This window comes from Amycolatopsis sp. NPDC051758 (assembly GCF_044453095.1).
Lineage (GTDB): Bacteria > Actinomycetota > Actinomycetes > Mycobacteriales > Pseudonocardiaceae > Amycolatopsis.
Window position 1 is genome coordinate 1303028 of sequence record NZ_JBITCJ010000001.1, and the last position, 26657, is coordinate 1329684.

The 26657-nt window shown below is 71.2% G+C and carries 27 protein-coding genes and 1 tRNA gene; 14 read left to right on the forward strand and 14 right to left on the reverse strand.

Annotated features, from left to right (window positions below):
- Positions 1-20: 20 nt before the first annotated feature.
- From ACIA5G_RS06785 to ACIA5G_RS06810, 6 genes are all read right to left on the reverse strand, one after another.
- Entirely contained in the window at positions 21-809 is a 789-nt protein-coding gene (locus ACIA5G_RS06785) for an ABC transporter ATP-binding protein (protein WP_395921211.1), read from the reverse strand.
- Positions 806-1747 (reverse strand): ABC transporter permease, encoded by a 942-nt coding sequence (locus tag ACIA5G_RS06790; RefSeq protein WP_395921212.1) that lies wholly within the window; start codon positions 1745-1747, stop codon positions 806-808. Before ACIA5G_RS06790 ends, ACIA5G_RS06785 begins: the two co-directional genes overlap by 4 nt.
- The gene (locus tag ACIA5G_RS06795) at positions 1744-2757 is read right to left on the reverse strand and encodes an ABC transporter substrate-binding protein (protein ID WP_395921213.1); all 1014 of its coding nucleotides are present in this window, start codon (positions 2755-2757) and stop codon (positions 1744-1746) included. The genes ACIA5G_RS06790 and ACIA5G_RS06795 overlap by 4 nt, the downstream gene beginning before the upstream one ends.
- A gap of 544 nt (positions 2758-3301) precedes the next feature.
- The gene (locus ACIA5G_RS06800) at positions 3302-5176 is read right to left on the reverse strand and encodes an ArnT family glycosyltransferase (protein WP_395921214.1); all 1875 of its coding nucleotides are present in this window, start codon (positions 5174-5176) and stop codon (positions 3302-3304) included.
- Positions 5177-5265: 89 nt separating this feature from the next.
- On the reverse strand, positions 5266-6783 hold the full coding sequence (locus tag ACIA5G_RS06805) for a sensor histidine kinase (RefSeq protein WP_395921215.1): 1518 nt from the start codon (positions 6781-6783) through the stop codon (positions 5266-5268).
- Entirely contained in the window at positions 6761-7510 is a 750-nt protein-coding gene (locus ACIA5G_RS06810) for a response regulator transcription factor (RefSeq protein ID WP_395921216.1), read from the reverse strand. The genes ACIA5G_RS06805 and ACIA5G_RS06810 overlap by 23 nt, the downstream gene beginning before the upstream one ends.
- A 175-nt stretch (positions 7511-7685) precedes the next feature.
- Between ACIA5G_RS06810 and ACIA5G_RS06815 the strand changes: the two genes are divergently transcribed.
- From ACIA5G_RS06815 to ACIA5G_RS06830, 4 genes are all read left to right on the forward strand, one after another.
- Complete coding sequence (locus ACIA5G_RS06815; RefSeq protein WP_395921217.1) at positions 7686-8306, forward strand: hypothetical protein; 621 nt, start codon at positions 7686-7688, stop codon at positions 8304-8306.
- 278 nt (positions 8307-8584) lie between these two features.
- Positions 8585-9739, forward strand: a complete 1155-nt coding sequence (locus ACIA5G_RS06820) for a sensor histidine kinase (RefSeq protein WP_395921218.1) — start codon at positions 8585-8587, stop codon at positions 9737-9739.
- Positions 9736-10401: a response regulator gene (locus ACIA5G_RS06825; RefSeq protein ID WP_395921219.1), complete on the forward strand. Its 666-nt coding sequence runs from the start codon at positions 9736-9738 to the stop codon at positions 10399-10401. Before ACIA5G_RS06820 ends, ACIA5G_RS06825 begins: the two co-directional genes overlap by 4 nt.
- Before the next feature lie 9 nt (positions 10402-10410).
- Complete coding sequence (locus tag ACIA5G_RS06830; protein ID WP_360666471.1) at positions 10411-10611, forward strand: hypothetical protein; 201 nt, start codon at positions 10411-10413, stop codon at positions 10609-10611.
- Here the strand turns inward: ACIA5G_RS06830 and ACIA5G_RS06835 are convergent.
- Positions 10601-11047 carry a nitroreductase family deazaflavin-dependent oxidoreductase gene (locus ACIA5G_RS06835; RefSeq protein WP_395921220.1) on the reverse strand — a complete coding sequence of 149 codons (447 nt, stop codon included), beginning with the start codon at positions 11045-11047 and terminating at the stop codon, positions 10601-10603. The two genes, ACIA5G_RS06830 and ACIA5G_RS06835, sit on opposite strands and share 11 nt — an antisense overlap.
- Positions 11048-11175: 128 nt before the next feature.
- Between ACIA5G_RS06835 and ACIA5G_RS06840 the strand changes: the two genes are divergently transcribed.
- The gene (locus ACIA5G_RS06840) at positions 11176-11847 is read left to right on the forward strand and encodes a TetR/AcrR family transcriptional regulator (protein WP_395921221.1); all 672 of its coding nucleotides are present in this window, start codon (positions 11176-11178) and stop codon (positions 11845-11847) included.
- 13 nt (positions 11848-11860) lie between these two features.
- Here ACIA5G_RS06840 and ACIA5G_RS06845 read toward each other — a convergent pair whose 3' ends face one another.
- On the reverse strand, positions 11861-12451 hold the full coding sequence (locus ACIA5G_RS06845) for a TetR/AcrR family transcriptional regulator (protein ID WP_395921222.1): 591 nt from the start codon (positions 12449-12451) through the stop codon (positions 11861-11863).
- A 52-nt stretch (positions 12452-12503) separates the two neighbouring features.
- On the opposite strand from ACIA5G_RS06845, the gene ACIA5G_RS06850 reads away from it, so the two are divergent.
- Positions 12504-14024 carry a 3-hydroxyacyl-CoA dehydrogenase gene (locus ACIA5G_RS06850; RefSeq protein WP_395921223.1) on the forward strand — a complete coding sequence of 507 codons (1521 nt, stop codon included), beginning with the start codon at positions 12504-12506 and terminating at the stop codon, positions 14022-14024.
- A 61-nt stretch (positions 14025-14085) separates the two neighbouring features.
- On the opposite strand, the gene ACIA5G_RS06855 is transcribed toward ACIA5G_RS06850, so the two are convergent.
- The 6 genes from ACIA5G_RS06855 to ACIA5G_RS06880 form a co-directional block, all read right to left on the reverse strand.
- A complete protein-coding gene (locus tag ACIA5G_RS06855; RefSeq protein WP_395921224.1) occupies positions 14086-16929 on the reverse strand; it encodes a PQQ-dependent sugar dehydrogenase in 2844 nt (947 codons plus the stop codon).
- Between the two features lie 111 nt (positions 16930-17040).
- Positions 17041-17691 (reverse strand): L,D-transpeptidase, encoded by a 651-nt coding sequence (locus ACIA5G_RS06860; RefSeq protein WP_395921225.1) that lies wholly within the window; start codon positions 17689-17691, stop codon positions 17041-17043.
- A gap of 344 nt (positions 17692-18035) precedes the next feature.
- Positions 18036-18206 (reverse strand): hypothetical protein, encoded by a 171-nt coding sequence (locus ACIA5G_RS06865; RefSeq protein ID WP_395921226.1) that lies wholly within the window; start codon positions 18204-18206, stop codon positions 18036-18038.
- Between the two features lie 39 nt (positions 18207-18245).
- Positions 18246-18383 carry a hypothetical protein gene (locus tag ACIA5G_RS06870; protein ID WP_395921227.1) on the reverse strand — a complete coding sequence of 46 codons (138 nt, stop codon included), beginning with the start codon at positions 18381-18383 and terminating at the stop codon, positions 18246-18248.
- 70 nt (positions 18384-18453) lie between these two features.
- A complete protein-coding gene (locus tag ACIA5G_RS06875; RefSeq protein ID WP_395921228.1) occupies positions 18454-19344 on the reverse strand; it encodes a serine/threonine-protein kinase in 891 nt (296 codons plus the stop codon).
- Between the two features lie 14 nt (positions 19345-19358).
- Positions 19359-21053, reverse strand: coding sequence for a class I SAM-dependent DNA methyltransferase (locus ACIA5G_RS06880; protein ID WP_395921229.1), 1695 nt, complete (start codon positions 21051-21053; stop codon positions 19359-19361).
- Between the two features lie 77 nt (positions 21054-21130).
- On the opposite strand from ACIA5G_RS06880, the gene ACIA5G_RS06885 reads away from it, so the two are divergent.
- The 8 genes from ACIA5G_RS06885 (at position 21131) to ACIA5G_RS06920 (ending at position 26652) form a co-directional block, all read left to right on the forward strand.
- Complete coding sequence (locus ACIA5G_RS06885) at positions 21131-21874, forward strand: PP2C family protein-serine/threonine phosphatase (protein WP_395921230.1); 744 nt, start codon at positions 21131-21133, stop codon at positions 21872-21874.
- 44 nt (positions 21875-21918) lie between these two features.
- A tRNA-Ser gene (locus ACIA5G_RS06890) sits at positions 21919-22003 on the forward strand.
- 65 nt (positions 22004-22068) lie between these two features.
- Positions 22069-22380, forward strand: a complete 312-nt coding sequence (locus tag ACIA5G_RS06895; RefSeq protein WP_395921231.1) for a hypothetical protein — start codon at positions 22069-22071, stop codon at positions 22378-22380.
- 6 nt (positions 22381-22386) lie between these two features.
- Entirely contained in the window at positions 22387-22632 is a 246-nt protein-coding gene (locus ACIA5G_RS06900; protein ID WP_395921232.1) for a methyltransferase domain-containing protein, read from the forward strand.
- A gap of 338 nt (positions 22633-22970) precedes the next feature.
- Complete coding sequence (locus ACIA5G_RS06905; protein ID WP_285457569.1) at positions 22971-23231, forward strand: hypothetical protein; 261 nt, start codon at positions 22971-22973, stop codon at positions 23229-23231.
- Positions 23232-23235: 4 nt separating this feature from the next.
- The gene (locus ACIA5G_RS06910) at positions 23236-23481 is read left to right on the forward strand and encodes a hypothetical protein (RefSeq protein WP_395921233.1); all 246 of its coding nucleotides are present in this window, start codon (positions 23236-23238) and stop codon (positions 23479-23481) included.
- Positions 23482-23518: 37 nt separating this feature from the next.
- Positions 23519-26248 carry an FtsK/SpoIIIE domain-containing protein gene (locus tag ACIA5G_RS06915; protein WP_395921234.1) on the forward strand — a complete coding sequence of 910 codons (2730 nt, stop codon included), beginning with the start codon at positions 23519-23521 and terminating at the stop codon, positions 26246-26248.
- On the forward strand, positions 26245-26652 hold the full coding sequence (locus ACIA5G_RS06920; protein WP_395921235.1) for a hypothetical protein: 408 nt from the start codon (positions 26245-26247) through the stop codon (positions 26650-26652). The genes ACIA5G_RS06915 and ACIA5G_RS06920 overlap by 4 nt, the downstream gene beginning before the upstream one ends.
- The last annotated feature ends 5 nt before the right edge of the window (positions 26653-26657 follow it).

Here is a 26657-nt window from a genome sequence, read left to right on the forward strand (position 1 = left end):
CACCTTCCCGTCTTCCGTTCTCACTCCGCCGCGGCCACCCGCTTGACGTGGCCGCGGTGCGGCTCGCGGACCAGGTCCTCGATCCGGGCGCGCAGCGCGAGGAACCCCGGTTCGCGCTTCACCGCCAGGCCCCGCTCGGCGGGCAGCGTCACCTCGACGTCGGCGGCGATGCGGCCCGGGTCGGAGGCGAGCACCACCACCCGGCCGCCCAGGAACACCGCTTCCTCGACGTCGTGGGTGACCATCAGCACCGTGGTGCCGGTGTCGGCCCACACCTGGCGGACCATCACCTGCATGTCCTCTTTGGTCTGGACGTCCAGCGCGCCGAAGGGTTCGTCCAGCAGCAGGACTTCCGGCTCGCACGCCAGCGCCCGCGCGATCGCGACACGCTGCTTCTGCCCGCCCGAAAGCTGTTTCGGCAGCGAGCGGCGCACGGCGTCGAGCCCGGTCTCGGCGAGGTACCAGTCCACGCGCTTGGCCCGCTCGGCCGCGTCGACCGGGAGCAGCTCGAGCCCGAACGCGACGTTCTTCTCGACACTGCGCCACGGGTAGAGCGCGCCGTGCTGGAAGACGAGCCCGCGGTCCGGGCCGGGCCCGGTCACCGGGACGCCGTCGAGCCGGATCTCGCCTTCGGTCGGGCTGCTCAGCCCGGCCACCAGCGAAAGCAGCGTCGACTTGCCCGAGCCGCTCGCACCGACGACGCAGACGAACTCGCCGCGCAACACTTCGAGGTCGACCCCGTCGAGAGCGCGGGTCACCTTGCCGCGGACGTGGTAGTCCTTGGCGACACCCCGCAGTTCCAGCGTCATACCGCCCACTTCCCGACCTGGGTGCGCAGCAGGCGCAGCAGGACGTCGATGGTCAGGCCGGCGACCCCGATCACCACCAGCACCGCGAAGATCTTGTCCGTCTGCAGGAACCGCTGCGCCCGCACGATCCGGTAGCCGAGGCCGGCCTGCGAGTTGATCAGCTCGGCGACGACGACGAAGTTCCACGCCGCGGCGGCGTTGACCCGGACCGCGTCGATCATGCCGGGCAGCGAGTGCGGCACGACGACCTTGCGCAGCACCTCGCCGCGGCGCGCCCCCAGCGTGTAGGAGACGTCGATGAGCGGGGCCGGCACCGCGCGGACGACGTCGGCGGTCATCAGGGTGTTGAAGAAGACCGTCCCGATGAACAGGATCGCGATCTTCGACGGCTCGCCCAGGCCCAGCCAGATGATCAGCAGCGGGATGAACGCGCTCGCCGGCAGGTAGCGCAGCAGCCCGATCAGCGGCTCGAAGAACGCCTGGCCCGCGGTGAACGTGCCCATCAGGATGCCGAGCGGCACCGAGACGAGCACCGCGAGCCCGAAGCCTTCGAGCACCCGCTGGGTCGTCGCCCAGAGGTCGTCGAACAGCTCGCCGGTGCCGGCCATGTCCAGCCCGGCCTTGAGCACCGCGGCCGGGGACGGCAGGAACGTCGAATCCACGACCCCGCTGACGCTCAGCACGACCCAGGCGAGGAACGGGATCGCGAACGACAGCACCGCCAGCGTCCAGCGGGCCGACGCGGAAATCGGCGTGCGCAGGGAAAACAGCGGTGACGCGGGTTTCGGCGCGGCCCGCCGCGGCAGCGGCGCCCAGGCGGGACGGCCCCGGCCGGACTCCTGCCGCTCGGCGAGCCGCTGTTCGGCCTCCAGCGCCTCGGCCGCGCGTTCGTCGGCCGGGGCGCCGGAGGACGCCGTGCGCTGGGTCGGACCGGTCACTGCGGCGCGGCCTTCACGAACTGGTCGTCGAACAGCCCGTCGAGCGAGGGCCGCTGCTGGGCGAGCCCGGTGTTCACGATGAAGTCGACGATCTTGTTCGCGGAGAAGTCGAGGTGCTGGGCGGTGACCCCCGGGGTGAACGCGTCGAGGTTCTGCTGGCGCGTGAAGATCGTGGTCCCGGCGTCGTAGGTCTTGTACTCGGCGTCGCTGACCCCGCCGCGCTTGGCCATGATCTGCACGGCCGCGTCCTTGTTGTTCTTGATCCAGGTCAGCGTCTCGAACCAGGTGTTGACCAGCGCCTGGACGTCCTTCGGGTGCTCCTTGACCAGCTTCTGCGACGTGACGAGGTGGTCCGGGATGGCGCCGGGGAACTCCGCCGACGACGAGATCGCGCGGCTGCCCGGGCGCTCGAGGGCCTTGGTGGTGAACGGCGCGAACGCGCCCACCGCGTCGACCTGGCCGGCGACGAACGCGGCCGCGGCGGCGTCGGTCGGCAGGTTGACCAGCTCGATGTCCTTTTCGGTCAGCTTCGCCTCCTGCAGCGCGAGCAGCAGCAGGTAGTGGTCGACGGTGCCCTGCTCGACCGCGACCTTCTTGCCCTTCAGGTCGGCGACGGCGTTGATCCCGTCCCGCGCGATGATCTTGTCGTTGCCGGTCGAGTTGTCGTTCACCAGCACGATCGACAGCTTCGCGCCGCCGGAAGCCGACGAGAGCGTGTCGTTGAGGGTCTGGCTGTTCGCGTCGATCGCCCCGCTCGACAGCGCGTTGATGCTGTCGGTGTAGTTGTCGAACCACTTGAGGTCGACGTTCACGCCGTTCTTCGCGAAGAGGCCCTGCTCCTGCGCGACCTGCCAGGGGAACCAGCCCGGCCAGGCGCTGAACCCGAGGGTGATCTTGCTGCCGCTGCCGGCGGCGTCGCTGTCACTGCACCCTGAAAGCGCGGTGACCCCGACGAGGGTCAGCAAGGTCAGGAGCACCGTCAGCAGACGGGGGCGGGGACGGGAAGTCACAGCGAAACTCCAAGAGGCGGGGGAAGTGGAGTGTTGGGGCGCTGAAAGCGCACAGTCATCGCTGCTCTCTTCCAGACGCACCTGATCGGGTCACGGATGAGACAACGCGGACAGGGATCACCCACACCCAGTGAGATCCGGTCCGTCAGCGCACCGGATCAGCTACCCCTTGTCCCTCACCCGGCGGAGAGCCTAGCGAGGGGCACAAGATCACCACAATGCCCCGAGGATGCAGCCGAACGAGTGATCCCTGCCTGGGCCAACCAGCGCCATCGACACTTTCGACGGGCCCCGCGGACCGGCTTTCTGTCGGCCGCCCGGCCAAGATCGCGACGGCGGGCGCGTGCAGCTGCACGGGCTGTAGTCCCTCGTCGTTACACCACACCGTGATCATCACTGAGCGCTATTCACCGGAACCGAACAATCGTTCGGAATGCGTCGGGCATTCGAACAAGTGTGCGCCTCCGCTGTTATCGCACCGGCCCCGGATCCACGAATGATTCCTCGACTGTTAACACGCTGGAAACAATTGATCGAATTTCGATCAATTGACAGATTTTGTGAGGTCGTAAACGGTCGTGCCGCCGACGGTCTGCGCCGCGAAGTTCTGCTCGACCCAGGTCTGGATCTCACCCGAGGTCCCCCGGCCGCCGCCGAAGCCACCCCGGCCACCGGCGACGTAGTAGTGGACGTCGCCCGCGGCGACGTACTGCTGGAACTGCTCGAGCGTCGGCGCCGGGTCACTGCCGCTGAAGCCGCCGATCGCGAGCACCGGCCGTCCGCTCGACAGCGCCAGCCCGGCCGACTGCATCGCGCCGCTCTGCGCCGCGGCCCACTTCGTCGTGGTGTTCTTCAGCAGGGTGATCACCGCGGCGTCGGTCTGGCCTTCGCCGAAACCGCCCCGGCCACCGAACCCGCGTCCACTCGCGACGGCCGGCCCGGACGACGGGGTCCCGCCGGCGTGCGCGGTCGCCGCCGTGGCCAGCGTGAACGACGTCGTCCCGACCAGCGCGCCACAGAGGCCGAGTACGGCCACGACCGGGCCGAGCCGCCGGAATCGGTCGGCCCCGAAGAGCAGGGCCAGCACCGCCGCGGCGGCCGGCACGAGCAGGGTGTAGCGGATCCACGGCTGCCAGTCCGGCGTCCGCGCGAGCAGCACAAAACCCCAGACCGCCGTCACCGCGACCATGACGGCGAGCACCGCGCGCGCCGCGAAGTTCGTCCGGCCGCGCCAGAGCTCCCGGGCGGAGATCCCCAGCGTGCCGGCGATCCCCGGGGCGAGGGCGACCGTGTAGTACGGGTGGATGATGCCGCTCATGTAGCTGAACACCAGCGCGGTGACCACCAGCCAGCCGCCCCACAGCAGCAGTGCGGCCCGCGTCCGGTCGGTACGCGGCGCGCGCCGGGTGAACCACAGCCCGGCGACCAGGCCGATCACCGCGGCGGGCAGCAGCCACGACGCTTCGCCGCCGAACTCGCCGCTGAACAACCGCGTCAGCCCGGTCTCGCCGCCGAACCCACCACCGAAACCGCGGCCCGCTCCGGACGGCGGGGCGAACGTCCCACCGCCGCCTCCGCCGCGGCCTTCACCGAAGATCCGGCCGAGGCCGTTGTAGCCGAAAGCCAGCTCCAGCACGGTGTTGTCGGTCGACCCGCTGATGTAGGGCCGGTCGGCGACCGGCCACAGCGCGACGGCCACGATCCACCAGCCGGCCGAGACGAGCACCGCGCCCGCCGCCGCGAACAGCTGGCCGACACGACGCCCGAGCGACGTCGGCGCCGCGACCGCGTACGCCAGCACGAAGGCGGGCAGCACGAGGAACGCCTGCAGCATCTTGTCGAGGAAGCCGAACCCGATGGCGGCCCCGGCCAGCAGCAGCCACTTCGTGCTCGCGTGGTCGAGCGCACGAACGACGCAGTACGCGCCGGCGACGAGCAGCAGCACGAGGAACGAATCCGGGTTGTCGTAACGGAACATGAGCGCGGCGACCGGCGTCAACGCGAGCGCGGCCCCGGCGAGCAGCCCGGCGCCCGGCCCCGACAACCGCCGCACGGCCAGGTACAGCAGCCCCACCGACGCGACGCCGGCGAGCGCGTTCGGCACGAGCAGGCTCCAGCTCGAGAAGCCGAAGAGCCGTCCGGACAACCCCATGACCCACAGGGCGAACGGCGGTTTGTCGACGGTGACGACGTTGCCCGGGTCCAGCGAGCCGAAGAACAGCGCCTTCCAGCTCCACGTGCCGGCCTGCGCGGCCATCGCGTAGAAGTTGTTGGCCCAGCCCGTCTTCGCCAGGTCCCACAGGTAGAGCACCCCGGTCCCGAGCAGCAGCGCGGTCACGGAAGGCTTGATCCACCGCGGTTCGCGGGCGGCCCGGGGCGCGGGCTGGGCGTGCTCGGGCGCCGACAGCGTGGTCGTCATGATCCTCACCGTGTCGGCGCCGCATGTGGTGAACTTGTGCCGAAGCTGTGCGTGCGCTGTGCATCGGCCTCGATCGGGTGGTCCCGGCGCTAGGGGGCCGGCGCCTCCGGGAACGTGATCGCGAACTCCGTCCGCCCCGGCCGGCTGTTCACCCCGACGCGCCCGCCGTGCGCGCCCACCACCGCGGCCACGATCGCCAGGCCGAGGCCGGTGCTCCCGGCCGCCCGGGACCGGGAATTGTCGCCGCGGGCGAAGCGCTCGAAGATGTCCGGGAGGATGTCCGGCGGGATGCCCGGGCCGTCGTCCGCCACCCGGAGCCGGACGATTCCGTCCGAAGTGGACAGTGAGGTGGTCACCGTGCTGCCCGGCGGGGTGTGCGTGCGCGCGTTGGCCAGCACGTTGATCACCACCTGGTGCAGCTGCCCCGCGTCGCCGCGGACGCCGATCGGCTCGCCGGGGACCTCCATCAGCCACTTGTGGTCCGGGCCCGCGACGTGCGCGTCCGCGACCGCGTCGGCCACCAGCCGGCACAGGTCCACCCACTCGTGCACCACCGGCCGCCCGGAGTCGAGGCGCGCCAGCAGCAACAGGTCCTCCACCAGCGTGGTCATCCGGCGTGACTCGGACTCGACGCGGCTCATCGCGAACGCGACGTCCGGCGGCACCTGCTCACCACTGCGGCGAGTCAGCTCGGCGTAGCCGCGGATGGCCGCCAAGGGCGTGCGCAGCTCGTGGCTCGCGTCCGCGACGAACTGGCGGACCCGGTTCTCGCTCGCGTGCCGCACGCTGAGCGCGTTCGCGACGTGCTGCAGCATCCGGTTCAGCGCCGAGCCGACCTTGCCGACCTCGGTGTTCGGGTCGGTGTCGGCGTCCGGAACCCGTTCGGACAGCGCGACTTCGCCGCGGTCCAGCGGCAGCTCGGAGACGCGGGTCGCGGTCGCGGCCAGCCGGTCGAGCGGTTTCATCGTGCGCCGGATCGTCGCCGCGCCGACCGCGCCGGCCACCAGGATCCCGGCGAGCGCGACGCCGCCGAGGATGAAGCCCAGCCGCCAGAGCGTCTCGTTGACGTCCGTCAGCGGAAGGCCGATGACGGTCTTCTCACCGCCGGGCGACGTCGTCGAGACGACGCGGTAGTCCCCGAGCTTGCCGCCGAGGTCGACGCTGTGCGGCTTCCCGTCGGACGGCAGGGCGAGCAGGGCCAGCGTCTGGCCCTTCTCGATGTTCCGGAACGGCGCTCGCCGCTTCGGCAGCGAACTCGCGACGGTGGAGTCGATCACCGACCCGGTGGCCCGCGAGCCGATCTGGACCACGGCGAGCGTGCCCTCGCCCTGGCCCAGCGCGCGCAGGGGGTCCGGCGGCGGGGCCTCGCCCTCGTACGTCCACGGCGGCGGCCGGTCCGCGCCGTGCGCGGCGCGGTCGGTCGCCGCGGCCAGCCGCTTGTCCTGCTGGCCGACGAGGAACTCGCTGAGCGCGAACTCCGTCACCACGCCGACGACGACGCACACGAGCGCGAGCAGCGCGGCGAGCTGGACGATCAGCCGCCGCCGCAGCGACCACGGCCGCCGCGCCCGGAACCGCCGCCGCTCAGCCCGCTGGCTTGAGGACATACCCGGCGCCCCGCATGGTGTGGATCATCGGCTCGCGGTCGGCGTCGATCTTCTTGCGCAGGTAGGAGATGTAGAGCTCGACGATGTTGGCCTGGCCGCCGAAGTCGTAGCTCCACACGCGGTCCAGGATCTGGGCCTTAGACAGCACCCGCTTCGGGTTGCGCATGAGGTAACGCAGCAGCTCGAACTCGGTCGCGGTCAGCGGCACCAGGGCGCCGCCGCGGTGCACCTCGCGGCTGTCCTCGTCGAGGGTGAGGTCGCCGACGACCAGCTGCGACCCGCTCGCGCCGGTCACCCCGCCCGCCCGGCGAAGCAGCGCGCGCAGGCGCAGGGCGACTTCTTCGAGGCTGAACGGCTTGGTGACGTAGTCGTCGCCACCCGCGGTGAGCCCGGCGATCCGGTCTTCGACCGCGTCCTTCGCCGTCAGGAACAGGACCGGCAGGTGCGGCGCCTCGGACCGCATGCGGCGCAGCACCTCCAGCCCGCTGAAGTCGGGGAGCATGACGTCGAGGACCACGGCGTCCGGGCGGAAGTCGCGCGCGATCCGGACGGCCTCCGTGCCGTCACCCGCGCTGCGCACCTCCCAGCCCTCCATCCGCAGGGCCATCGACACGAGCTCGGCCAGCGTCGCCTCGTCGTCGACGACGAGGACCCGGACGGGGCTCCCGTCGGCGCGGCGCAGGTCGGCCTTGCCAGGGCCTGGTGACGTGGCGTTCATAGCGGTCATAGTGCCATCTTCTCGGCGGCGCTTCGGTGCTCACTGTGCAGCCGCTGTGCGTTTCCTGTGAAGGTCCTTCGTTCGGGTAACGGAGCCACAGCGCGTGCTGACGCCCCGCACAGCTTCCCCACAGCCACGGCGGTGAACCTGAGCTGGACCAGTGTGGGTACCACCGGAGGACACGATGACGACCGAGCCGAACACGCCCCAGAGCGAGCCGGCCCCCGCCGGCCAGCCGGCCCCGGCGAGCTGGGGCGACCCGGCCCCGGCCGCGCCCAGGAAGGGCTGGTCCGGCAAGAAGACCGCGATCGCGGCCGGCATCGCCGTGGTGATCGCGGCCGGCGGCGGCGCGGCGATCTGGGCGGGCACCAGCAGCGCCGACAACTCCGCCCAGCAGGGCCCCGGCGGCTTCGGCGGCCCGGGCGGCGGCCAGTTCCGCGGCCAGGGCGGACCCGGCGGCAACTTCGGCGGCGGCATGGCCGCGCTGCGCGAGGCGCTGCACGGCGACTTCGTCGTGGCCGACCAGAGCGGCGGTTACACGACCGAGCGGCTGCAGACCGGCGACGTCACCGAGCTGAGCGCCACGTCGGTGACGCTGACCAGCAAGGACGGCTACAAGCAGACGTACACGCTCGACTCGTCGACGCAGAAGACGGGCGACGTGAAGACCGGCGACACGAACGTCACGGTGGTGGCCAAGGTGGAGGGCCAGACCGCGACGGCGACGTCCCTCGGCCAGGCCATGCAGCAGGGCCAGCGCCAGCCCGGCCAGCGCCGCGACTACTCGGCCCGCCCGACCAGCTGACCAGCCCGACCAACTGACCAAGCGCCCCAAGGCCACCTTGGGTGCGTTGAATCAACGCTGTGGCGCGAAGCGCCTCCGTTGAGGGTGGTGGCGGGGGCATGGATGGAGCACCGAAGGCCGCCTTGGTTGCGTCACACGCACCGAAGGCCACCTTGGGGCGTTCGGGACCTGCCCCGCCGAGCTGCCCGACCAGGGAATGCCCCGATGCCGCGTCCCCCTCCCGTCGCATCGGGGCGTTCCCGCCCAGCGCGCCGTCCGGTTAGGGCAGAGTTGCGGGCGTGCACGACATCAGGGGGTCACTGAGGCGGCAGTCGCTGCTGGTCGCGCTGGTCTGCGTGGCCTGTGACGCCGTCCTCTTCGGCGTGCGAGGGCCGCTCGGTGACGGCCGCTGGCAGCCGTGGGCGGTGCTGCTCGGCGGGATCGCCGTCAACGCCGCGCTCGCCGGGCCGGCCCGCTACTCGGGCTGGGTGTCGCTGGCGCACGCCCTGCTCTTCGCCGCTTCACCGCTGCTGCTCAGCACCAGCACCGGGTACGTCGTCGGCAACAACGCCGGGATCCTCATCGCCGGCTACCGCGCCGGGGCGTGGCTGCGGCCGAAACCCGCGGTGGCCGCGCTGCTCGTGATGGTCGCGGGGGTGACCGCCGGCTGCATCGAAGGCGGCGGGCGCACCGCGTCCGACGGCCGCCTGATCGCGATCAGCGTCAGTGTCAGCGCGCTCCTGCCGTGGCTGGTCGGCCGGTACACGACCGCCCGCCGCGCCTACATCGCCGACCTCGAACGCGAAGCGGACGAACGCCGCCAGCACGAAGAAGAGGCCGTGCGCAGGGCCGTCACCGAGGAACGCACGACGATCGCGCGTGACCTCCACGACGTCATCTCCCACCACGTCAGCGCCATCGGCGTGCACGCCGGCGCGGCCCGGCTCGGATTGCCCGAAGGCGATTCGCCGGTGCGCAAGTCCCTCGGCGCGGTCGAGTCCGCGAGCCGCTCGGCGATGGCCGACCTGCGCCGGCTGCTCGACCTCCTGCACGCCGAAAACACCGCCGCCCAGCCCGGTCTGGACAACCTCGACGAGCTGGTCGAGACCGTCCGCGCGGCCGGCCTGCCCGTCCGGCTGACGCTGCGCGGCGAGTCCCGCGAACTGCCGGGCTCCCTCGACGTCGCGCTGTACCGGATCGCGCAGGAAGCCCTGACCAACGCGCTGCGCCACGGCGAAGGCCCGGTCGAGGTCGAACTAAACCACGGCCGCACCGAGGTCGTTCTCACCGTGACGAACGGACTGCGCCCAGGCCGCACCGCCCAGAGTGAACACGCGCACCGCGGCCTGGCGGGGATCCGCCAGCGCGTCACGCTGTTCGGCGGCCAGGTCTCCTACGGCGAGACCGGCGAGCACTGGCAGCTGCGCACGACCTTCCCGGTGGAGAGCACATGATCCGCGTCCTGCTGGCCGACGACCACGCGATGTTCCGCTCCGGGATGCGCGCGCTGCTCGACACCCAGCCCGACTTCACCTGCGTCGGCGAGGCGTCCGACGGCCGCGAAGCCGTCGCCGAGACCGCCCGCCTGCGCCCGGACGTCGCGGTCCTCGACGTCCGGATGCCCCGCCTCGACGGCCTCGCCGCAACCGAGGCGATCCTCGCCGCGCCGGGCAACGACACCCGTGTCCTCGTGCTCACCACCTACGACGCCGACGAGTACGTCTACCGCGCGCTGCGCGCCGGGGCGAGCGGGTTCCTGCTGAAGAGCCTGGCGCCGGAGGAGCTGGTCGCGGCGATGCGGGTGGCGGCGCGCGGGGACGCGCTGATCGACCCGTCGGTGACCCGGCGGCTGGTCGCGAAGTTCGCCTCGGTGCTCGAACCCGCGGCCGCCGAACCACCCGAGCTGGCCCGGCTGACCTCCCGCGAACGCGAGGTGCTGCTCCTGCTCGCCAACGCCTGCAGCAACGCCGAGATCGCGCGGCAGCTGCACGTCGGCGAAGAGACCGTGAAGACACACGTGTCGCGGGTGCTCTCGAAGCTCGGGCTGCCCGATCGTGTCCATGCCGTCGTCTACGCCTACAAGCACAAACTCGTCCCGGACGAGCGGCCCGCCTAGACTGGCCCGATGAGGCGATGGATCACCTTCGCGGTCGGGGTTGTGCTCGTGCTCGTCGGCGCGGTCTGGGTGCTGCAGGGCATCGGGGTCATCACCGGCAGCTTCATGACCGGCCAGAAGCTGTGGTTCCTGATCGGGCTCGTCGCGTTCCTGGTCGGCGTCGTCCTGGTCGCCGCGAACCTGACCAAGCGGCGCAAACCTACTTCGTGAAGATCTCGAAGATCGGGTAGCCGGGCGCGATCTCGCGCAGCTTCTCGTCCGAGGCCTTGGCGTCGACACCGTCGAAGAACACGCCGACCTCGAACTTCCAGCGCTTGAGGTAGGCGCGCAGGATGCCCGGCTTCTCGTCGTCGCCCAGCTCGCGGAAGGTGAACTCCTCGACGCGGCGCCCGACGCGCAGCGTGCCCTGGCCGGCGGCGCGCAGGTTGCGCACCCACTGCGTCTCGCCGCGCGGGGCGACGAGGTAGCGGACGCCGTCGACGGTCAGCAGGTTGACCGGAACCGACCGCGGCTCACCGCTCTTGCGGCCGACAACGGTCAGCACCCGGCTGCCCCAGACGCTGAAGCCCATCCGGGTCAGCTTCGCGACGGCCTCGTTGAACGCGTTGGTGGCCTTCTTCGGCTCGATGTAGCGAGTGGCGGTCATGGTGTCCTCCGAAGTTTCTGGGAGAGCAGTGCTCTCGGTTAAGAGCAGTGAACACCAGAGCGCCGCACACTGTCAAGAGCACTGCTCTCTATTTTGTGCGCCGCTCTCGTCGTGGCACACTGATCCCCATGACCGCGACCCGGACCGCGCGCGAACGTGCCCGCGCCGAACTGACCCAGGAGATCAAGGACGAGGCCCGCCGCCAGCTCGCCGAGGTCGGCGCGCACGGGCTTTCGCTGCGCGCGGTGGCGCGGGAGCTGGGCATGGTGTCGTCCGCGATCTACCGGTACTTCCCCAGCCGCGACCGGCTGCTGACCGACCTGATCGTCGACGCCTACAACGCGATCGGCGAGGCGGCCGAACAGGCAGACCCGGGCAAGGGCGCCCCGCGCGAGCGGTGGCTCGCGATCTGGCAGGCCACGCGCGACTGGGCCCGTACACACCCGCACGAGTACGCGCTGATCTACGGCTCACCGATCCCCGGCTACCAGGCTCCGCAGGACACGGTCGCGCCCGCGGCCCGAGTCGCGCTCGCCCTGGTCAAGGTGCTCACGCACACCGAGCTGCGAGAAATCGACGGCGACGTCCCACCCCAGCTCCGCACCCAGGCCGAGACGCTCACGAAGGCCCTCGGGTTCGTCGCCGGTCCCGAGACCGTGGCCCGGCTGCTCATGGCGTGGACCCAGCTGTTCGGGGCGATCAACTTCGACCTGTTCGGCCAGTACGTCGGCAGTGTCGACCCGGCCGACGAGTTCTTCGCCCACACGGCGGCGCGGATGGCGGAGTTCGTCGGCCTCTAGCGCAGCCAGGTCTCTAACGCAGCCAGGTCCGCAACAGCAGTTCGACGGCGTCGGCGATCACCGTGTCGCTCGTGCCCTCCGGGCTCAGGTACCGCTGCCGGAGCAGGCCGTCCTCCAGCGCGTGGATGATCAGCGCCAGGAACGCCGGGTCCGCCGGCGGCTCGGCGCCGCGGGCGGCGAACGTCGCGCGCACACCCGCCTCGATCAGCTCCCGCGCGGCGCGCTCGTTCTCACCCGCCGACGGCCGGGCGCCCGGGTTGCGCAGCGCGTACAGTGTCAGCTCGGTGCGCAGCGCGAACCACTCGGGCAGGTGCTCGGCGCGTTCGGCGTGCCACTCCTTCAGCCGCGCCATGACGTCACCCTCGAGCGCGGCCACCTCCACGGCCTCCTGCGAGCGACGCCGGGCCAGCAGCGCCACGACCAGGTCGTGCTTGTCCTCGAAGTTGCCGTAGAACGCCCCGCGCGAGTACCCGGCGCGCTCGGCGATCTGCTCGACCGAGGCGCCGTTGACCCCGCGTTCGGCGAACAGTTCGGCGGCGGCCGTGAGCAGCCGCTCCTTCGTCCGTTCGCGGCTTTCCGCCCGCGTCAGCCGCTTCCCCGTCACGGCCGAGACGGTACCGTCGCGCGTGAAGCATCGGCGGGAAGGCGGGCGTGACGTGACGGGGTGGGCCGGGAAGGTCGGCAGGATCCGGGTGGTCGGGACCGGGGTGATGGGCCGCGGGATCGTCCAGCTCGCCGCGACCGCGGGGGTGACCGTCGAGCTGGCTGACGTCCAGCCCGACGCCGTCGCGAAGGCGATCGAATTCATCGGCGGGATGGTCGACAAGCTGGCCGCCAAGGGCAAGCTGAGCGAGGACCCGCAGGCGGTGAAGGACCGGCTCGTCCCGGTGGACGCGCCGGACGCGCCCGCGGACGGTGTCGACCTCGTCGTCGAGGCTGTCCGCGAAGACCTCGCGACGAAGCGGGCCCTGTTCGCCGGCCTCGAGCGCGTCTGTCCACAGGAGACGATCTTCGCGACGAACACCAGCTCCCTGTCGGTCACCGAGATCGCGGCCGAGCTGGCCGACCCGGGCCGGCTCGTCGGCCTGCACTTCTTCAACCCGGTGCCGCTGATGCGCCTGGTCGAGGTGGTCCCGGGCGCGCGCACACACGACTGGCTGCCCGCCGAAGCGCTGGAGCTGGTCCGCGGCTGGGGCCACGAGCCGGTGCTCGCGAAGGACGCGCCGGGCTTCCTGGTCAACCACGCCGGCCGCGGCCTGAACACCGAGGCGCTGCAGATCCTCGCCGAGGCGCTCGCCGAGCCGGCCGACGTCGACCGCGTCGCCCGCGACGTGCTCGGCCTGAAGCTCGGGCCGTTCGAGCTGCTCGACCTGACCGGGCTCGACGTGTCCCACGCCGTGCTCGAGAGCATCTGGAGCGGCTTCCACGGCGAGCCCCGCCTGCGGCCGTCGTGGCTGACCCGGCCGCGTGTCGCCGCCGGCCTGTTCGGGCGCAAGAACGGTGCAGGCTTCTACTCCTACGTCGACGGGAAGCAGCAGGTCGCCGACGAGCCGGCGGTGCCGCCGAAGCCGTCGAGCCCGGTGTTCACCGCGGACGAGCACCTCGCCCGCGTCCTGTCGTCGGCGGGTGTGCACGTGGTGTCCGACGCCTACCCGGACGCCGTGCTGCTCGTGCCGCTCTACGGTGAGTCCACTGTGGACGCCGCGGTCCGCGCGGGGCTGCCGCCGGCCCGCGTCGCCGGGGTCGACCCGCTCGGCGGTTACGAACGGCGCCTGACGATGTCGGTGCACGCCGGCCTCGAGCCGGCGGCGGGCCGGGCCGCCTGGGGTGCGCTGGCCGCCACCGGCCACCCGGTGACCGTCGTGCGGGACGGGCCGGCCCCGATCGCCCAGCGGCTGCTCGCGTCGATCGTCAACACCGCGTGCTTCATCGCGGGCCAGCACCTGGCGTCGCCGGCCGACATCGACACGGCGGTCCGCCTCGGCCTCGGTTACCCGCGCGGGCCGCTGGCCTGGGGTGACCTCGTCGGCGGCGACGTCGTGCTGCGCATCCTGCGCGGCCTGGCCGCGACCACCGGCGACCCGCGTTACCGGCCGAGCCCCTGGCTCACCGAGCGTGTCGCCCTCGGCCTGCCGCTGGCGTCGGCCGGGACGACCCCGGCGGATCTGCGCTCCTGAAACAAGAAGGCGGGCCGCCTCCGGAAACCCGGAGACGGCCCGCCTTTTGTTCATTCAGACGTCACCAGTGATGGTCGACCGCCCCGGCCGCGACGGTGTAGGTGATGTAGCCGCCCTGGAAGTCGCTGCGGTACACCCCGTTCGACACGTACTCGTCGGTGGTCGGGTAGTGCAGGTAGGAGCCCTCCCACCCGAGCGCCTTCCAGCGCTTGCGGATCTCGCCCTTCACCGCGTGCGCACCGGTCGCCACCGTGTAGTAGATCGAGTGCTCGTAAGCGCCCTGCAAGAAGTGGTTGTACCGGCCGACGCCGTCGGGGGTCGTGCCCTCGTCCGTCATCGGGTAGCCGAGCCCGCGCTCGTACCCGTACTCCGCCCACTTCTTCCGGATCTCACCGAAGATCGCGTGCGCGCCGGTCGCGACCGTGTAGTAGATCGACCCGACGTTGGTGCCCTTGACGAAGTGGTTGTAGCGGCCGACGCCGTCCGGCGTGCCGGCCTCGTCGGTCGTCGGGTAGCCGAGACCACGTTCGTAGTCCAGCGCCGCCCACTTCTTCCGGATCTCACCGTAGAGCGCGTGTGCGCCCGTGGCCGCGGTGTAGTAGATCGACCCGATGTTGCCGTTGTTGTTGAAGTGGTTGTACTGCGCGACACCGTCCGGAGTGGACGCGGTGTCACTCGTCGGCGGGCCGAGCTTGGCGTGGCCGCCGAAGGCGATGTACTTGTCCAGCACCGGGCCGGTCAGGTACTTGGTGCCGCCCACCGCGCTCCAGTAGAGCCGGCCGTTGGCGTAGGTCCGGTAGTGGACCGGGCCGTCGGTGACCTCGGCCGCCGTCGGCGCCCCGAGCTTCGCCTGCAACGCCGGGTCGGCGTTGTAACGCTGGTCGATCGGCGTGGCGTAGTTCGCCGTCAGCGTCAGGTCGGTGGTGCCGACGGTGACCACCCACGTGGTGTTCGTCGGACCGCCCTGCCAGCCGGTGAACTTCGAGAGACCGTCGGTGCCCAGCGGTGCGGCCTCGACGTCGAAGCTGGCGCCCTCGGTGACCATGGCCGTGTTGACGCCGCCCTCGACCGGGATGCTCAGCGCCGCGGGCTGCGTGCTCACCAGGGTGATCCGGTGCTCGCGCGGCCGTGCCACGTAGGTCTTGGACGTGGTGACGCCCGCGCTGTCGGTCACCGCGGCGGTGAACTCCATCCGGGAGTCCGGGTGCTCGGTGAACGGCTGCGCGAAGCTCGCCCCGGTGCCGCCGACACCCGGGTGCGAGTGACAGGTCGACTCGCTCGGGCAGTGCCGGACCGCGGTGGTCCAGGTGATCGGCAGCGACGTGCCGTCTTCGGCGTCCGTCGCGGTGCCGCTCAGGCTGACCTGCTGGTTCACCGCGAACGTCGCGGTGTCCCCGGGCGTGGTCAACGTGAGCTCCGGGCTGTGGTTGCCGGGCGCGACCGCGATGGTGGTCGTGCCGGTGGCGCCCAGCGGGTCCCGCACCGTCAGCTTCGCGGTGAACGACTCGGTGCCCGCCGCGTAGACGTGGTTCACCTTCGGGCCGGCGTCGGCCGCGGTGGCCCCGTCACCGAAGTCCCAGTCGTACTTCAACAGGTCGTTGTCGTAGTCGACCGACGCGGAACCGTCGAAGGAAACCGTGCGGGTGTCCGGATCGGTGGTCGACGACGCGGCCGCCACCGGCGCGGTGTTGCCGGCCGAGTAGGTCAGCCGCCGCAGGTTGCCGGTCAGGATGTCGGCGAAGACGATGTCGCCGTTCGGCGCCGCCGCGAACTTCGTCGGGCCGCCGATGCCGGTGAAGACCGGCGGGTTCTCCGGAGCCTGCGTGAGCTTGCCCTGGTCGTCGTACCGCAGGGTCCAGATCTTGTTGCGCACGTAGTCGCCGAAGAAGTACGAACCGCGGTAGGCGGCCGGGTAGCTCGATCCGTTGTAGACGATGCCGCCGGTGACGCTGTTGGCCTGCATGGGCCCGTCACCGTGCAGGAACTGGACGAGCGGCGGCTGGTTCGGCACACCCGCGCAGGTCGCGAGCGCGCTGTAGCCGGGCGTCGGGTCGTTGCCCTCCCAGCACGGCCAGCCCTGGTTGGCGCCGCGCTGCACGACGTCGACCTCTTCCCAGGTGTTCCAGCCGACGTCACCGGCGACCGGCAGGCCGAGGTTCGGGTCGATGCTGAACCGGAACGGGTTGCGGAACCCGCGTGCGAACACCTTGCTCGCGGTCGCCCCCGGGGTGGCCGCGTTGTAGTACGGGTTCCCCGGCACACCGTTGCCGTCGGCGGCCAGGTGGAAGATCTTGCCGTAGGGCTGGTTGACGTCCTGGGCGCGCACGGCGTCCGGGTCGACCCTCGTGAAGTCGCCGCTGTCGCCGACGGACGTCCAGATCGTCCCGTCCGCGGCGGCGACGACCCCGTTGATGCCGTGGACGTCGTGGAAGCCCGGCACCTCGAACAGCGACTGCTCACCGGTCAGCCCGGCCGGCGCGCCCGCGCCGTCCACGGTCACCGTGAACCGCGACAGCCGCATGACAAAACCGCTGGTCGTGTTGATCGACCGCGTCAGGTAGATGTTGTGCGAGGACGCGTAGTCCGGCGCGATCGCCAGGCCCACGAGACCGAGGTCGCCCGCGGTCCGCGTCGACGCCAGCGTCGTGAGCGTCCGCGGTGTCCCGGTGGCCGGGACCCACTGGACGCGGCCGTCCTTCGCCGTGGCGATAACGGACTGGTCCGGCAGGTACGCGAAGTCCGTGAGCTGGAATTCCCCCAGCCCCGTGTTGGTGTCCCGCAGGACGAACCCCTGCGGGAGTGTTGCCGCCGCCGCCACCCCCGTGGACACGACGGGCAGCAACGCCCCTGTGAGCACGGCCGCCACGAAGGCGTGACGGAGTGCTCTGAGCTTTCCCAAGGCCATTTGGCCCCCCTTCCCAAACGATCACTTATCGCCTGAGAAGGGGGGTCAGTTGCACTCGGCCGAGTGAATTTATCTTACTGTGACCTACTGTCCGTATTTGGTCTGAACCGGTTACGGGACGACCTGCACCACGTCACCAACGTGCAAAGTGTTGAAGAACTTCAGGGACGCGCCCGCGGACAGGTGGATGCAGCCGTGCGAGTACACCGAGAGGCTGCCGGTGTGGAAGGCATCGCCCGGGTAGAAGAAGACCGAGTTCGGCATCTTCGCGTTGTCGAACTCCTTGGAGAGGTGCATCTTCTCCTTGGAGAGCACGTGGAAGGTGCCGGTCGGGGTGGCGTAGCCCTTGCGGCCCGGCAGCATCGGCACCGGCCCGTAGACCACCTTGCCGCCCTGGAGCAGCCACGCCTTGTGCGCGGAGATGTCGACACAGGCAGCGGTGCCCGAAGCAGCGGCCGCAGCGGCGCACGGAACCCCCGAGTCGTTCGGCGCGGGCTGCGGCTTCGGCTTGGGCTTCGGCTTCGCCGTGGTGCTGGTCGGCGCCGGCTTCGAAGTGGTGGGGGTGGGCGTCGGGGTCGGGGTCGCGCTCGTCGTGGTGGGCGCGGCGGAGGTCGTGGACGTCGTGGTCGGCGCCCCACCCCCGGCACCCGCGGCAACGGCCCCGCCACCCGCGTTCGGCCCGCTCGCGGCCCCACCGCCGGAGCAAGCGGCCAGCACGAACGCGGTGGCCAGCGCGGCCGCTCCCGCCAGAAGCCTCTTCACGATCCCGTACCCCCAGTTACTCGATCATCGCCTTTGGACACCGGTAAAGACGGCGGTCACCCGGTTGAGGTTCGTCCGCGAAGGTCACGATTGGGTAGATGCCGGTCACGGGCGCGGCTCCGGAAGTTGTCCACAGGCCGGGGCGCGATGTGGACAGTTCGGCTGCCGGGCCGCTCTCCGGCCTGCTTTGTCCGCCCTCGCCGATAAACTGGGCTTGGGCACGCCCCCCAGGGAAGGGCGGGGGCTGCGGGCCAGCGCTGAGCCTGCTCCGGTACGCCGGGATGCCCGGTCCTCGGCGGTAGCCGGGCGATGCACCTCGAGTTGTCCGCGCGACCGGGTGCAGCTCATCCGGCGGTCCGCGGCACGCTGCTCAACTGCAAGACGCTGGTCACGATGCCGCTGGTCCAGGTCGCCGTCGGCGCGTACCTCACCGCGAACGCCGCGTCGGCCGCGGAGTTCGGGCTGCTCGCCGTCGACCTCGTGGTGCTAGCCGGGCTCGGGGTTCTCCGCAGCACCACGACGACCCTGACCGAGCGCGACGGCACGACATTCCATCAGGGCTCGGCGATCACGATCGGGCTCTGGGTACTGACCATCGCCGTCCGCGTCAGCATGGTCGCGCTCGGTACCGCGCTCGGTGTGGCGGGCCCGCTGACCACGGCGTCGATCGCGCTCACCCTCGGCGTGAGCATCGCGGTGCAGAACGTGACGACCTACTCGCGCATCCAGCGCCGCGACCTCCCGACCGGCGCCCGGTGGCGCTCAGCCGCTGACGCGACCGAGCATCCGCGCGTACATCCGGCCCGGGCTCGGCACCGACGGCGGCACCAGGAACCCGGGAAGCGGCGGCAGCGCGCCGACAAACGCGCCGAGCCGCTCGTACAGCGCGGCCGCGCCGGGCGGCCGGGCCTCGGGATCCTTCGCCAGCACTTCGGCGAGCAGGGTGTTGAGCGGCTTCGGGACACCTGGCACCGGCGGCGGCAGCTCCTTGACCTGCCGCTCGAACACCGCGTACGCCGTGGGCCCGTCGAAGAGCCGACGCCCGGTGAGCATTTCGTGCAGCACACACCCCAGCGCGTAAAGGTCACTGCGCGGTTCGGCGCCACCACGCTGAATCTGCTCCGGCGCCATGTACGACGGCGTTCCCAGCAGCTGCCCGGCCCGCGTGAACTGCGCGGCGTCGGCTTCGCGCAACACGGCTAGCCCGAAGTCCATCACCTTCACCCCGCCGTCCGGGCCGAGCATCAGGTTGGACGGCTTGAGGTCGCGGTGGCACACCGCGAGCGCGTGGGCGGCGGTCAGCACGGCGCACGCCTGCGCGGCGATCGCCGCGGCCCACGGCACCGGCAGCGGCCCGTGCTCGGCCAGCAGATCGGCCACGGTCACGCCGTCGACGAACTGCATGACCTGGAACAGCCGGTCGTCGTGGGTGCCGTAGTCATAGAGCGTCGGGACGCCGGGGTGGTCGAGCGTCGCCAGGATCCGTGCTTCGCGCGCGAAGCGGGCTTCGAGCTCTTCGTCGCGGCCCGGCAGCCTGAGCAGCTTGATCGCCACGCGCCGGCCCAGCCGGCGGTCGTGCCCACCGTGCACCGCGCCCATCCCGCCGCGGCCGAGCGGCAGCTCGTCGAGCTCGTAGCGGTCGGCGATCAGCATCCGTTCCCCTCCGGCTAGCCGCCTCCCGGGCGGAGCCGTCCTTCGACGAGTCCTGCAAAGCCTAGCCGGACCAGCTCACGGCCCGTTTCGGCCGTCTCGCGCAGCACGGCGTCGAATTCCGCCAACCGCCGGAAGACCAGGCCGTATTCGTGCTGGACGGCCAGCGGGCACCGCGGAATCCGTACCCGCCGCCCGTCGATCCGCGTCGACGCCGACGCGGCGGGCAGGTCGGCCGCGCGCAGGCAGCCGGCCAGGAAGTCCGCGTCCAGCCGGGCCGCGTCGACGCGGTACACGGTGAGCCCGGCGCCGACCGGCTCCATCGGTCCACTGTGGACGTACGCGATCCCGGTCACCGAAGCGACGACGTCGCCCTCCTCGGCCACCGGGTGCTCAGCGTCGGCGCGAGCCGCGTGCTTGACCTCCACGATTCCGGCCTTGACCAGTTCGCCGATCGTCGTGAACGCCGGTTCGGCATCGGCCGCCTCGAGCGGCGGCAGCTGCGGCGTCAGCTGGGCGAAGCGGTTCCGGACGGCCTGGAACGCTTGGCCGAGATCCTCGTCCCGGGCGCGGCGCCGGGCCGGCGTCAGGTCGACGTCGTCGTCGAGCAGGTCGATGATCCGGACGCCGGATTCGGGCCGGGCCAGGAACTCCTCCCACCTGGTTTCCACTGTGGACAGTTCATCGCCGGCTTCGCCGAGCAGGACGGTGGACGGCGGCCGCTCGCCGGGAACCGGCCGCCGCAGCAGCCAGAGGTCCGGGCCCGCCGACGTCAGCGTGACGACCGCGCGGACCGCGCCCGCGCGCAACAGGTTGCCGCGGATGCGCTTGCCGCTGCGGCGCCCGGCCGCCGCGCCCGGCATCAGGATCGCCACCGTGCCCCCGGGTTCGACGTGGGCGAGGCAGTGCTGCACCCAGGCGAGCTCGGGCTCGCCCCGCGGCGGCAGGCCGTACTCCCAGCGCTCGTCGCCGACGAGCTCGTCGTGCCCCCAGGCCCGTTCGTTGAACGGCGGATCACACACCACGGCTTCGGCGGTCCGGCCGGTGAAAGCGTCTTCCCGCAGCGCGTCGACGGCGTAGACCTCGGCCTCGATGCCGCGCAACCGCAGCCGCAGCGCGGCGATCGACGCCGTCATCGGGTCACTGTCCTGGCCCAGCACGGTTTTGGCGCCGCTCGCCAGTGCGAGGGCGCCGAAGCCGCAGGCGGGGTCGAGGATCGTCGAGACCGGACCGGCGAGCCGGGCCATCAGCTCGGCGATCGGCTCCGGCGTGGTCGACAGCCGCCGCGAGTGCGCCTCGAAGTACCGGCGGCACAACAGTTCGAACGCCTCGACGGGCCCGGCGCGGTGTGTCAGCTCGCTGAGCAGGGTGAGCAGTTCGGGGTCGTCGAGCTTGCTGTCGAAGGTGTCGAAGATCCCGGCCTGGAAGGCGAAGAAGACCCCCGCGCGGCTCACCCGCGCGGCCAGGTCGAGGTCGTCCCCGAGGGCGCGCAGGCGCTGCCACGCGCGTTCCCCCGCGGTCAGCTCGAACTTCTTGCCACGGGCGCGGAACCAGCCGGCGACGTCGGACAGGCCGAACAGCGGGCTCGACGCCGTGCCGCCGACGGGCTGCGGGAAGTCCGGGTAACGACGCCGCCAGTTGCTCACCGCGGCCCGGCCGACCCCGGCGAGCCGCGCGATGTCGGCTGCGCTGACCGTCGCGTCGTCGTCCATGGTGAGAACTCTATCGGAGGATGCTCCATTCAGCCGACATGGTTGTGAACTCAGTCAACCAATGCTTTCATGGGGGCATGACACACGATCGGTACGTCCTGCGGTACGCCGCGGGGTCGGACGTCGGCCAGCGTCGCCGGATCAACGAGGACTCGCTGTACGCGAGTTCCCGCCTGCTCGCGGTGGCCGACGGGATCGGCGGTCAGCCGCACGGCGAGGTGGCCAGCGCGACCGCCGTGGACGTGCTGCGTGAGCTGGACGTCGACCTGCGCCGGATCGACCTCACCGGGGTCGACCTGGCCGCGACGCTGACCGGCGTGGTCAAGTCGATCGGCGAGCGGCTGGTCGAGGTGGCTTCACAGGAGCCGACGACCGAAGGCATGGGAACCACGCTGACGGCCCTACTGTTCGACGGCGTCGAGTTCGGCGCGGCCCACATCGGCGACTCCCGCGGTTACCTGCTGCACGAAGGCGGCCTGCGCCGCCTGACCCGCGACCACACGCTCGTCCAGGCCTTGGTGGAGGACGGCCGCGTCGCCGCCGAGGACGCCGAGTCCCACCCGCGCCGGTCACTGCTGATGAAAGCGTTGCAGACGGCGGGATCCGGCGACCCCGACATCTGGACGTTCACCCCGACCGCCGGCGACCGCATCCTGCTGTGCTCGGACGGCCTGAGCGGCCCGGTCAACGAAGCAACCTTGCGCGACGTGCTGGCGGCGATCCCCGAACCCGCGGACGTGATCCCGGAGCTGATCCGCCTGGCCAACGAAGGCGGCGGCCCGGACAACATCACGTGCGTCGTCGCCGACGTCACTGGTTGACCCACCTTCGAACCGGGTGACCACCGTCCGGTATCGTCTCCTGCGGAGGATTGGCCGAGCGGCCTAAGGCGCACGCTTGGAAAGCGTGTTGGGTTCACGCCCTCGCAGGTTCGAATCCTGTATCCTCCGCACTTGAACAGGCGAAACGCCGGGCCGCGCGCCCGGCGTTTTGTCGTTTCCCGGCCCGAAAATCGGTGGCCTGCCGCGGATTCCTGCCCCTGACGTTCGTCGAGGCGCGGCTCGCCGAGGTCCGCCGGCTCCTCGACGACGACTCCCTGACCGAAGCTGTCACGACCGAACGACTCGACTCCGTGCCCGGCTACGAGATCTGGGCCGAGACCTACGACAACCCCGGCAACGCCGCCTTCGCGCTCGACGAGCCGTTGCTCGAGGAGATCCTCGACGAACTGCCGCCCGGGGACGCCCTCGACGCCGCCTGTGGCACCGGTCGTTACACCCGGATCCTCGCCGGCTGTGGCCACCGCGTCATCGGCGTCGACAGCTGACCCGCGATGCTCGCCAAGGCGTCCGGCGGCGACTTCCGCCTCGGCGAGCTGACACACCTGCCGGTCGACGACGCCGCTGTGGACCTCGTCGTCTGCGGGCTCGCCCTGACGCACGCCGCCGACCTCGGGCCCGTGCTCGCCGAGTTCGCGCGGGTGCTGCGGCCGGGCGGGCACGTCCGGCGATGCTCGTCTGGCAGTTTCGACTGCCCGGAATGTGAAATCGCTTCGATTGTGGCGTTTTCCGCGCGTTGACGGGGAGTTACGAGCAGGGCTGATCGAAGCCCGTTGCTCCGGTCGCGCTACGCTCCCCTCAACCGAGCCCGCCCCCGTTGAGAGAGGCCAGCAGTGGCAAGAAAACCGCTCTGACCTGGGGTAGCGCTGGCCAGCGACTTCAGTGTGCGGTACTGGTGTCGGGACGACCCCCGCACAGACCGTGATCGGCCCGGCCCCGGACGTCCCACGTCCGGGGCCTTGCTGATTCCGGACCCGCGATCACTCGGCATCATCAGATGATCACGCTGTGTCGTTGGATCTGTTTCAATGGAATCCGTCCCCCGTAAGACACCAGATATCCGAGGAGTAGAGGCCCGATGGCCGGAGTCGAAGAGATCCGCGCTGGCATTGCGCTCGCCAACGAAAAGGCGTCCGCAGGCATCGCCGCCCTCCAGCAAGCAGCGCAGTCTCTCGAAGAAGCCCAGCAGTCGCTCGCCCAGGCGACGCAGGGCAGCAGCCAGCACGAAGTGAGCCAGGCCCACGGCCTGCTCGCCCAGGCCCTGCACGACATCAGCGGTATGCAGAGCACCATCCAGGCCAGCATCTCCTCCGCCGACTCGTATTCGGCCAGGCTCTGACCGGATGACGCTAGCCGAACTCCACCAGCTGCTCACCGCCGTCGTGGACGGGCTCGCGAACGCGCGAGCCCACTCCGAGCGGGCCACAAGCCTGCTCGGAGAGGCCCGGCAAGCTCTCGTGGACGCACAGGCCAAGGCCGACCCCTGGCTTCCGACGCAGTACGCGCAGGCCGGCGAGGGGCTGGACCAGCTCCTCGTCCGCCTGTACACCGCCGAGGACCTGGTGAGCGGATACCGGGCGCGCCTGTAATCCTTTTTCCGGGGGACGACTTTTCTTGGGGACGCCGATGGCCAACAAGTCAGCCGAGCAACGCAACCGCGTCGAAACCGCACTCGACCGCGTACGCCACCAGATCGGGCTGGTGCTGGGTGCGGCGGCCGGCGCCCGCCAGGCCGCCGAGGCCGATCTCGCGAAACTCCAGCTGGAGCGCGACATCGTCCGCGTCGGCATGAACCACGCCGGCGCCGAGCAGCAGAACGAGTGGGCCCGCCACCCGGCCGCGCACGAGGTGTTCGGCGCGCTCGGCAGCGTCCGCAGCGCGTTCTACACCGACTGGAGCCAGGGCCCCGTGACCCTGCGCGAACTGGTCGCGCAGAACGCGCCGGGTCCGGCCGGGCTGCCGCCGGGTGACTGGCTCGGCCGGGTCGGGCACAACCCCGGCCTGACGTCGCCCGAGCTGTGGCGCGTCGGGTCCGCGACGGCCGCCGGTGGCGACGCCACCCGCACGTTCGACGTCGCGGTGCCGCTGTTCGACGAGTCGCACCTGGCGATCACGTCGGCGCCGAAGACGCGGCCCACCATCGACGGCATCGTCCAGAACCTGCTGATCCGCCTGCTCTCGACGTTCGAGCCCGGAGCGGTGCGCGTGCACCTGTGGGACGTCGGGCAGCTGACCGCGATCCTGCCCGACCTGTACCCGCTGAGCAGCACCAGCGCCCTTTCGCTGTACGACCCCGGCCGGCTCGAGGACCTCCTCGACGAGCTGGCCGGGCACATCCGCCGCATCCACGCGACCGGGATGGCCGCCGGTTTCACGTCGCTGCGCGAAATCCGGAAGGCGACCCAGCAGCGGGGCGAGCCGTTCCGCATCGTCGTGCTGTACGGGAACGGCGAAACCCTCGAACCCGAACGCGCCCGTGACCTCAAGCGTGTTGCGAGCGGCGCGCTGGCCGCCGGGATCTGCCTGATCATGGTCGACGTGCCGACCGCGGTGAGTGCGCCGGTCGAGACGCTGAGCCTGGTCGACGACCGGCACGCGATCAGCAGCATGACCGGCACCGACCTGGTTGTCGACCTCGATCCGCCGATGCCGTCCGCGCAGGTGATCCGCGCCGTCGACACCATCGCGAAGGCGCTGATCGCGAAGCAGGGCGGGCCACGGTCGTTCGACGACCTGCTGCCGACGGAGCTCGGCCGTGAAAGCTCGGCACGTGAACTCCGTGCCCCGGTCGGGTTCTTCGAAGGCGAGCCGGTCGAGGTCGTGATCGGCGACGCGAGCCCGCACGCCCTGATCGGCGGCCCGTCCGGGTCGGGCAAGACGAACTTCCTCTACGCGCTGCTCGGCAGTCTCGCGGCGCGCTACGACCCGAACGAGCTGGCGCTCTACCTGCTGGACTTCAAGGAAGGCGTCTCGTTCGCCGGCCTGGCGCCGGGCCGGAAGGACGCGAGCTGGCTGCCGCACGCGCGGCTCGTCGGCGTCAACGTCAACACCGACCGCGAATTCGGCTTGGCGCTGCTGCGGTTCCTGGCCGACGAGCTGCGACGGCGTTCGGCGGCGGCGAAGGAGCACGAAGTCACGAACCTCGCGGACCTGCGCGAAGCCGACCCCGGCGGGCACTGGCCGCGGATCGTCGCGGTGATCGACGAGTTCCAGTACCTGTTCGCCGGGCGGGACCAGGTGACCGCGACGGCGACGCAGCTGCTCGAGGACATCGCGCGGCGTGGTCGTTCGCAGGGCATCCACATGGTGCTGGCCAGCCAGGACGTCGCCGGCATCGAGGCGTTCTGGGGCAAGCCGGCCGTGTTCGAGCAGTGCACGCTGCGGATCGCGATGCCGAAGGCGCGGCGCGTGCTGGCCGAGACGAACAACGCCGCGGTGTCGGCGCCGAAGTGGCACGGCGTGATCAACCACGACTCCGGCATCGCGCACGGCAACCAGCTCGCCCACATCCCGGACGCGAGCAGCAAGAACGTGTTCGTCCGGCTGCAGCACCGGTTGTGGGAGGAGTATGCGGGCCGGTTCCCCCGCCCGCGGCTGTTCGACGGCGCGCATTCGCCGATCCTGGAACAGTTCCCGGCCTACCTCGACCTCAAGCCGAATTCGCGGCCGCGGGCGCTGTTGGGCCAGTCGATCGACGTCACCGAGGCGGCGTGCGGCGTCGACCTCTCGTGGGCGCCGGGCCGCAACATCGCGGTGCTCGGGTCGGCCACCGCCGAAGCACTGTCCATCCTGGACTCGTCGGCGCGGTCGCTGTCCCGCCAGTACGAGCCGGGCGAGGTCGAGTTCATCCTGGGCTGCGCGATCGAGGCGTGCGCCCCGGCGGCGCTGGAGCTGGCCGACCGGCTACGCGCCGACGGCCACCAAGCGTCTTTGGTGGACAACCTGACCGGGGTGCTGGAGTCGATGACCAGCTCGATGTCGGGCAACGCGAAGGTCCTGCTCCTGTACGGCGTCGACGCGGCGCTGCCGGCCCTGGAGACCAAGGCGATCGGGCAGCTGAAGAGCGGTCTCGACCACCTGCGGGTGGTGCTGAAACAGGGGCCCGGCCACGGCATCCACACGATCGGCTGGTGGCGCAGCATCGCGCGGCTCAAGGACACGCTGGGTTTTGCCGGCACCGACGACATCGGCACGTGGGCGGCGCTCGACGTCCAGGGCAACGAGCTGGCCCCGTTCGCGGCGGGCCAGGTTGTGCACTGGTCGCCCCGCCCGGGCCGCGCGCTGTTCTTCGACCGCACGACCCACGGCGCGCCCGAAGTGATCATCCCGTTCCAGCGTCCGGAGAACGCCCAATGACCGACGACGGCGCCACCGCGGCCATGCGGTACAAGGAGATCATCGCCCTGTCGAGGGGCTCGGCGGAGAACCTGCGCGAGTGGGAACTGGCGCGCGCAAAAGCTCTGGAAGCGGAGATCGAGGAAGCCACGGCCGCGATCGAGGTGGCGGCCGAGCGTGAGGAGCAGGCGGGCAAGCGAGCAACGCGCTGGTGGAAGATGGCGCTGCACAACATCCAGGGCCTGACGTGGCTTCCGCCGGGCGACAACCCGCACCCGATCTCGACGGCGCGGGCGGCGTACCTGGAGCGGTACCTGGAGGAGGTCAAGCCGAGTTACCAGGAGCTGGTGCAGGCGGTGCTGGCGCTCGGTTGGCGGGCCAAGCGGGCGGCGGCGAAGCGGGGCGAGCAGCCGCCACCCGTTTAGCGCCT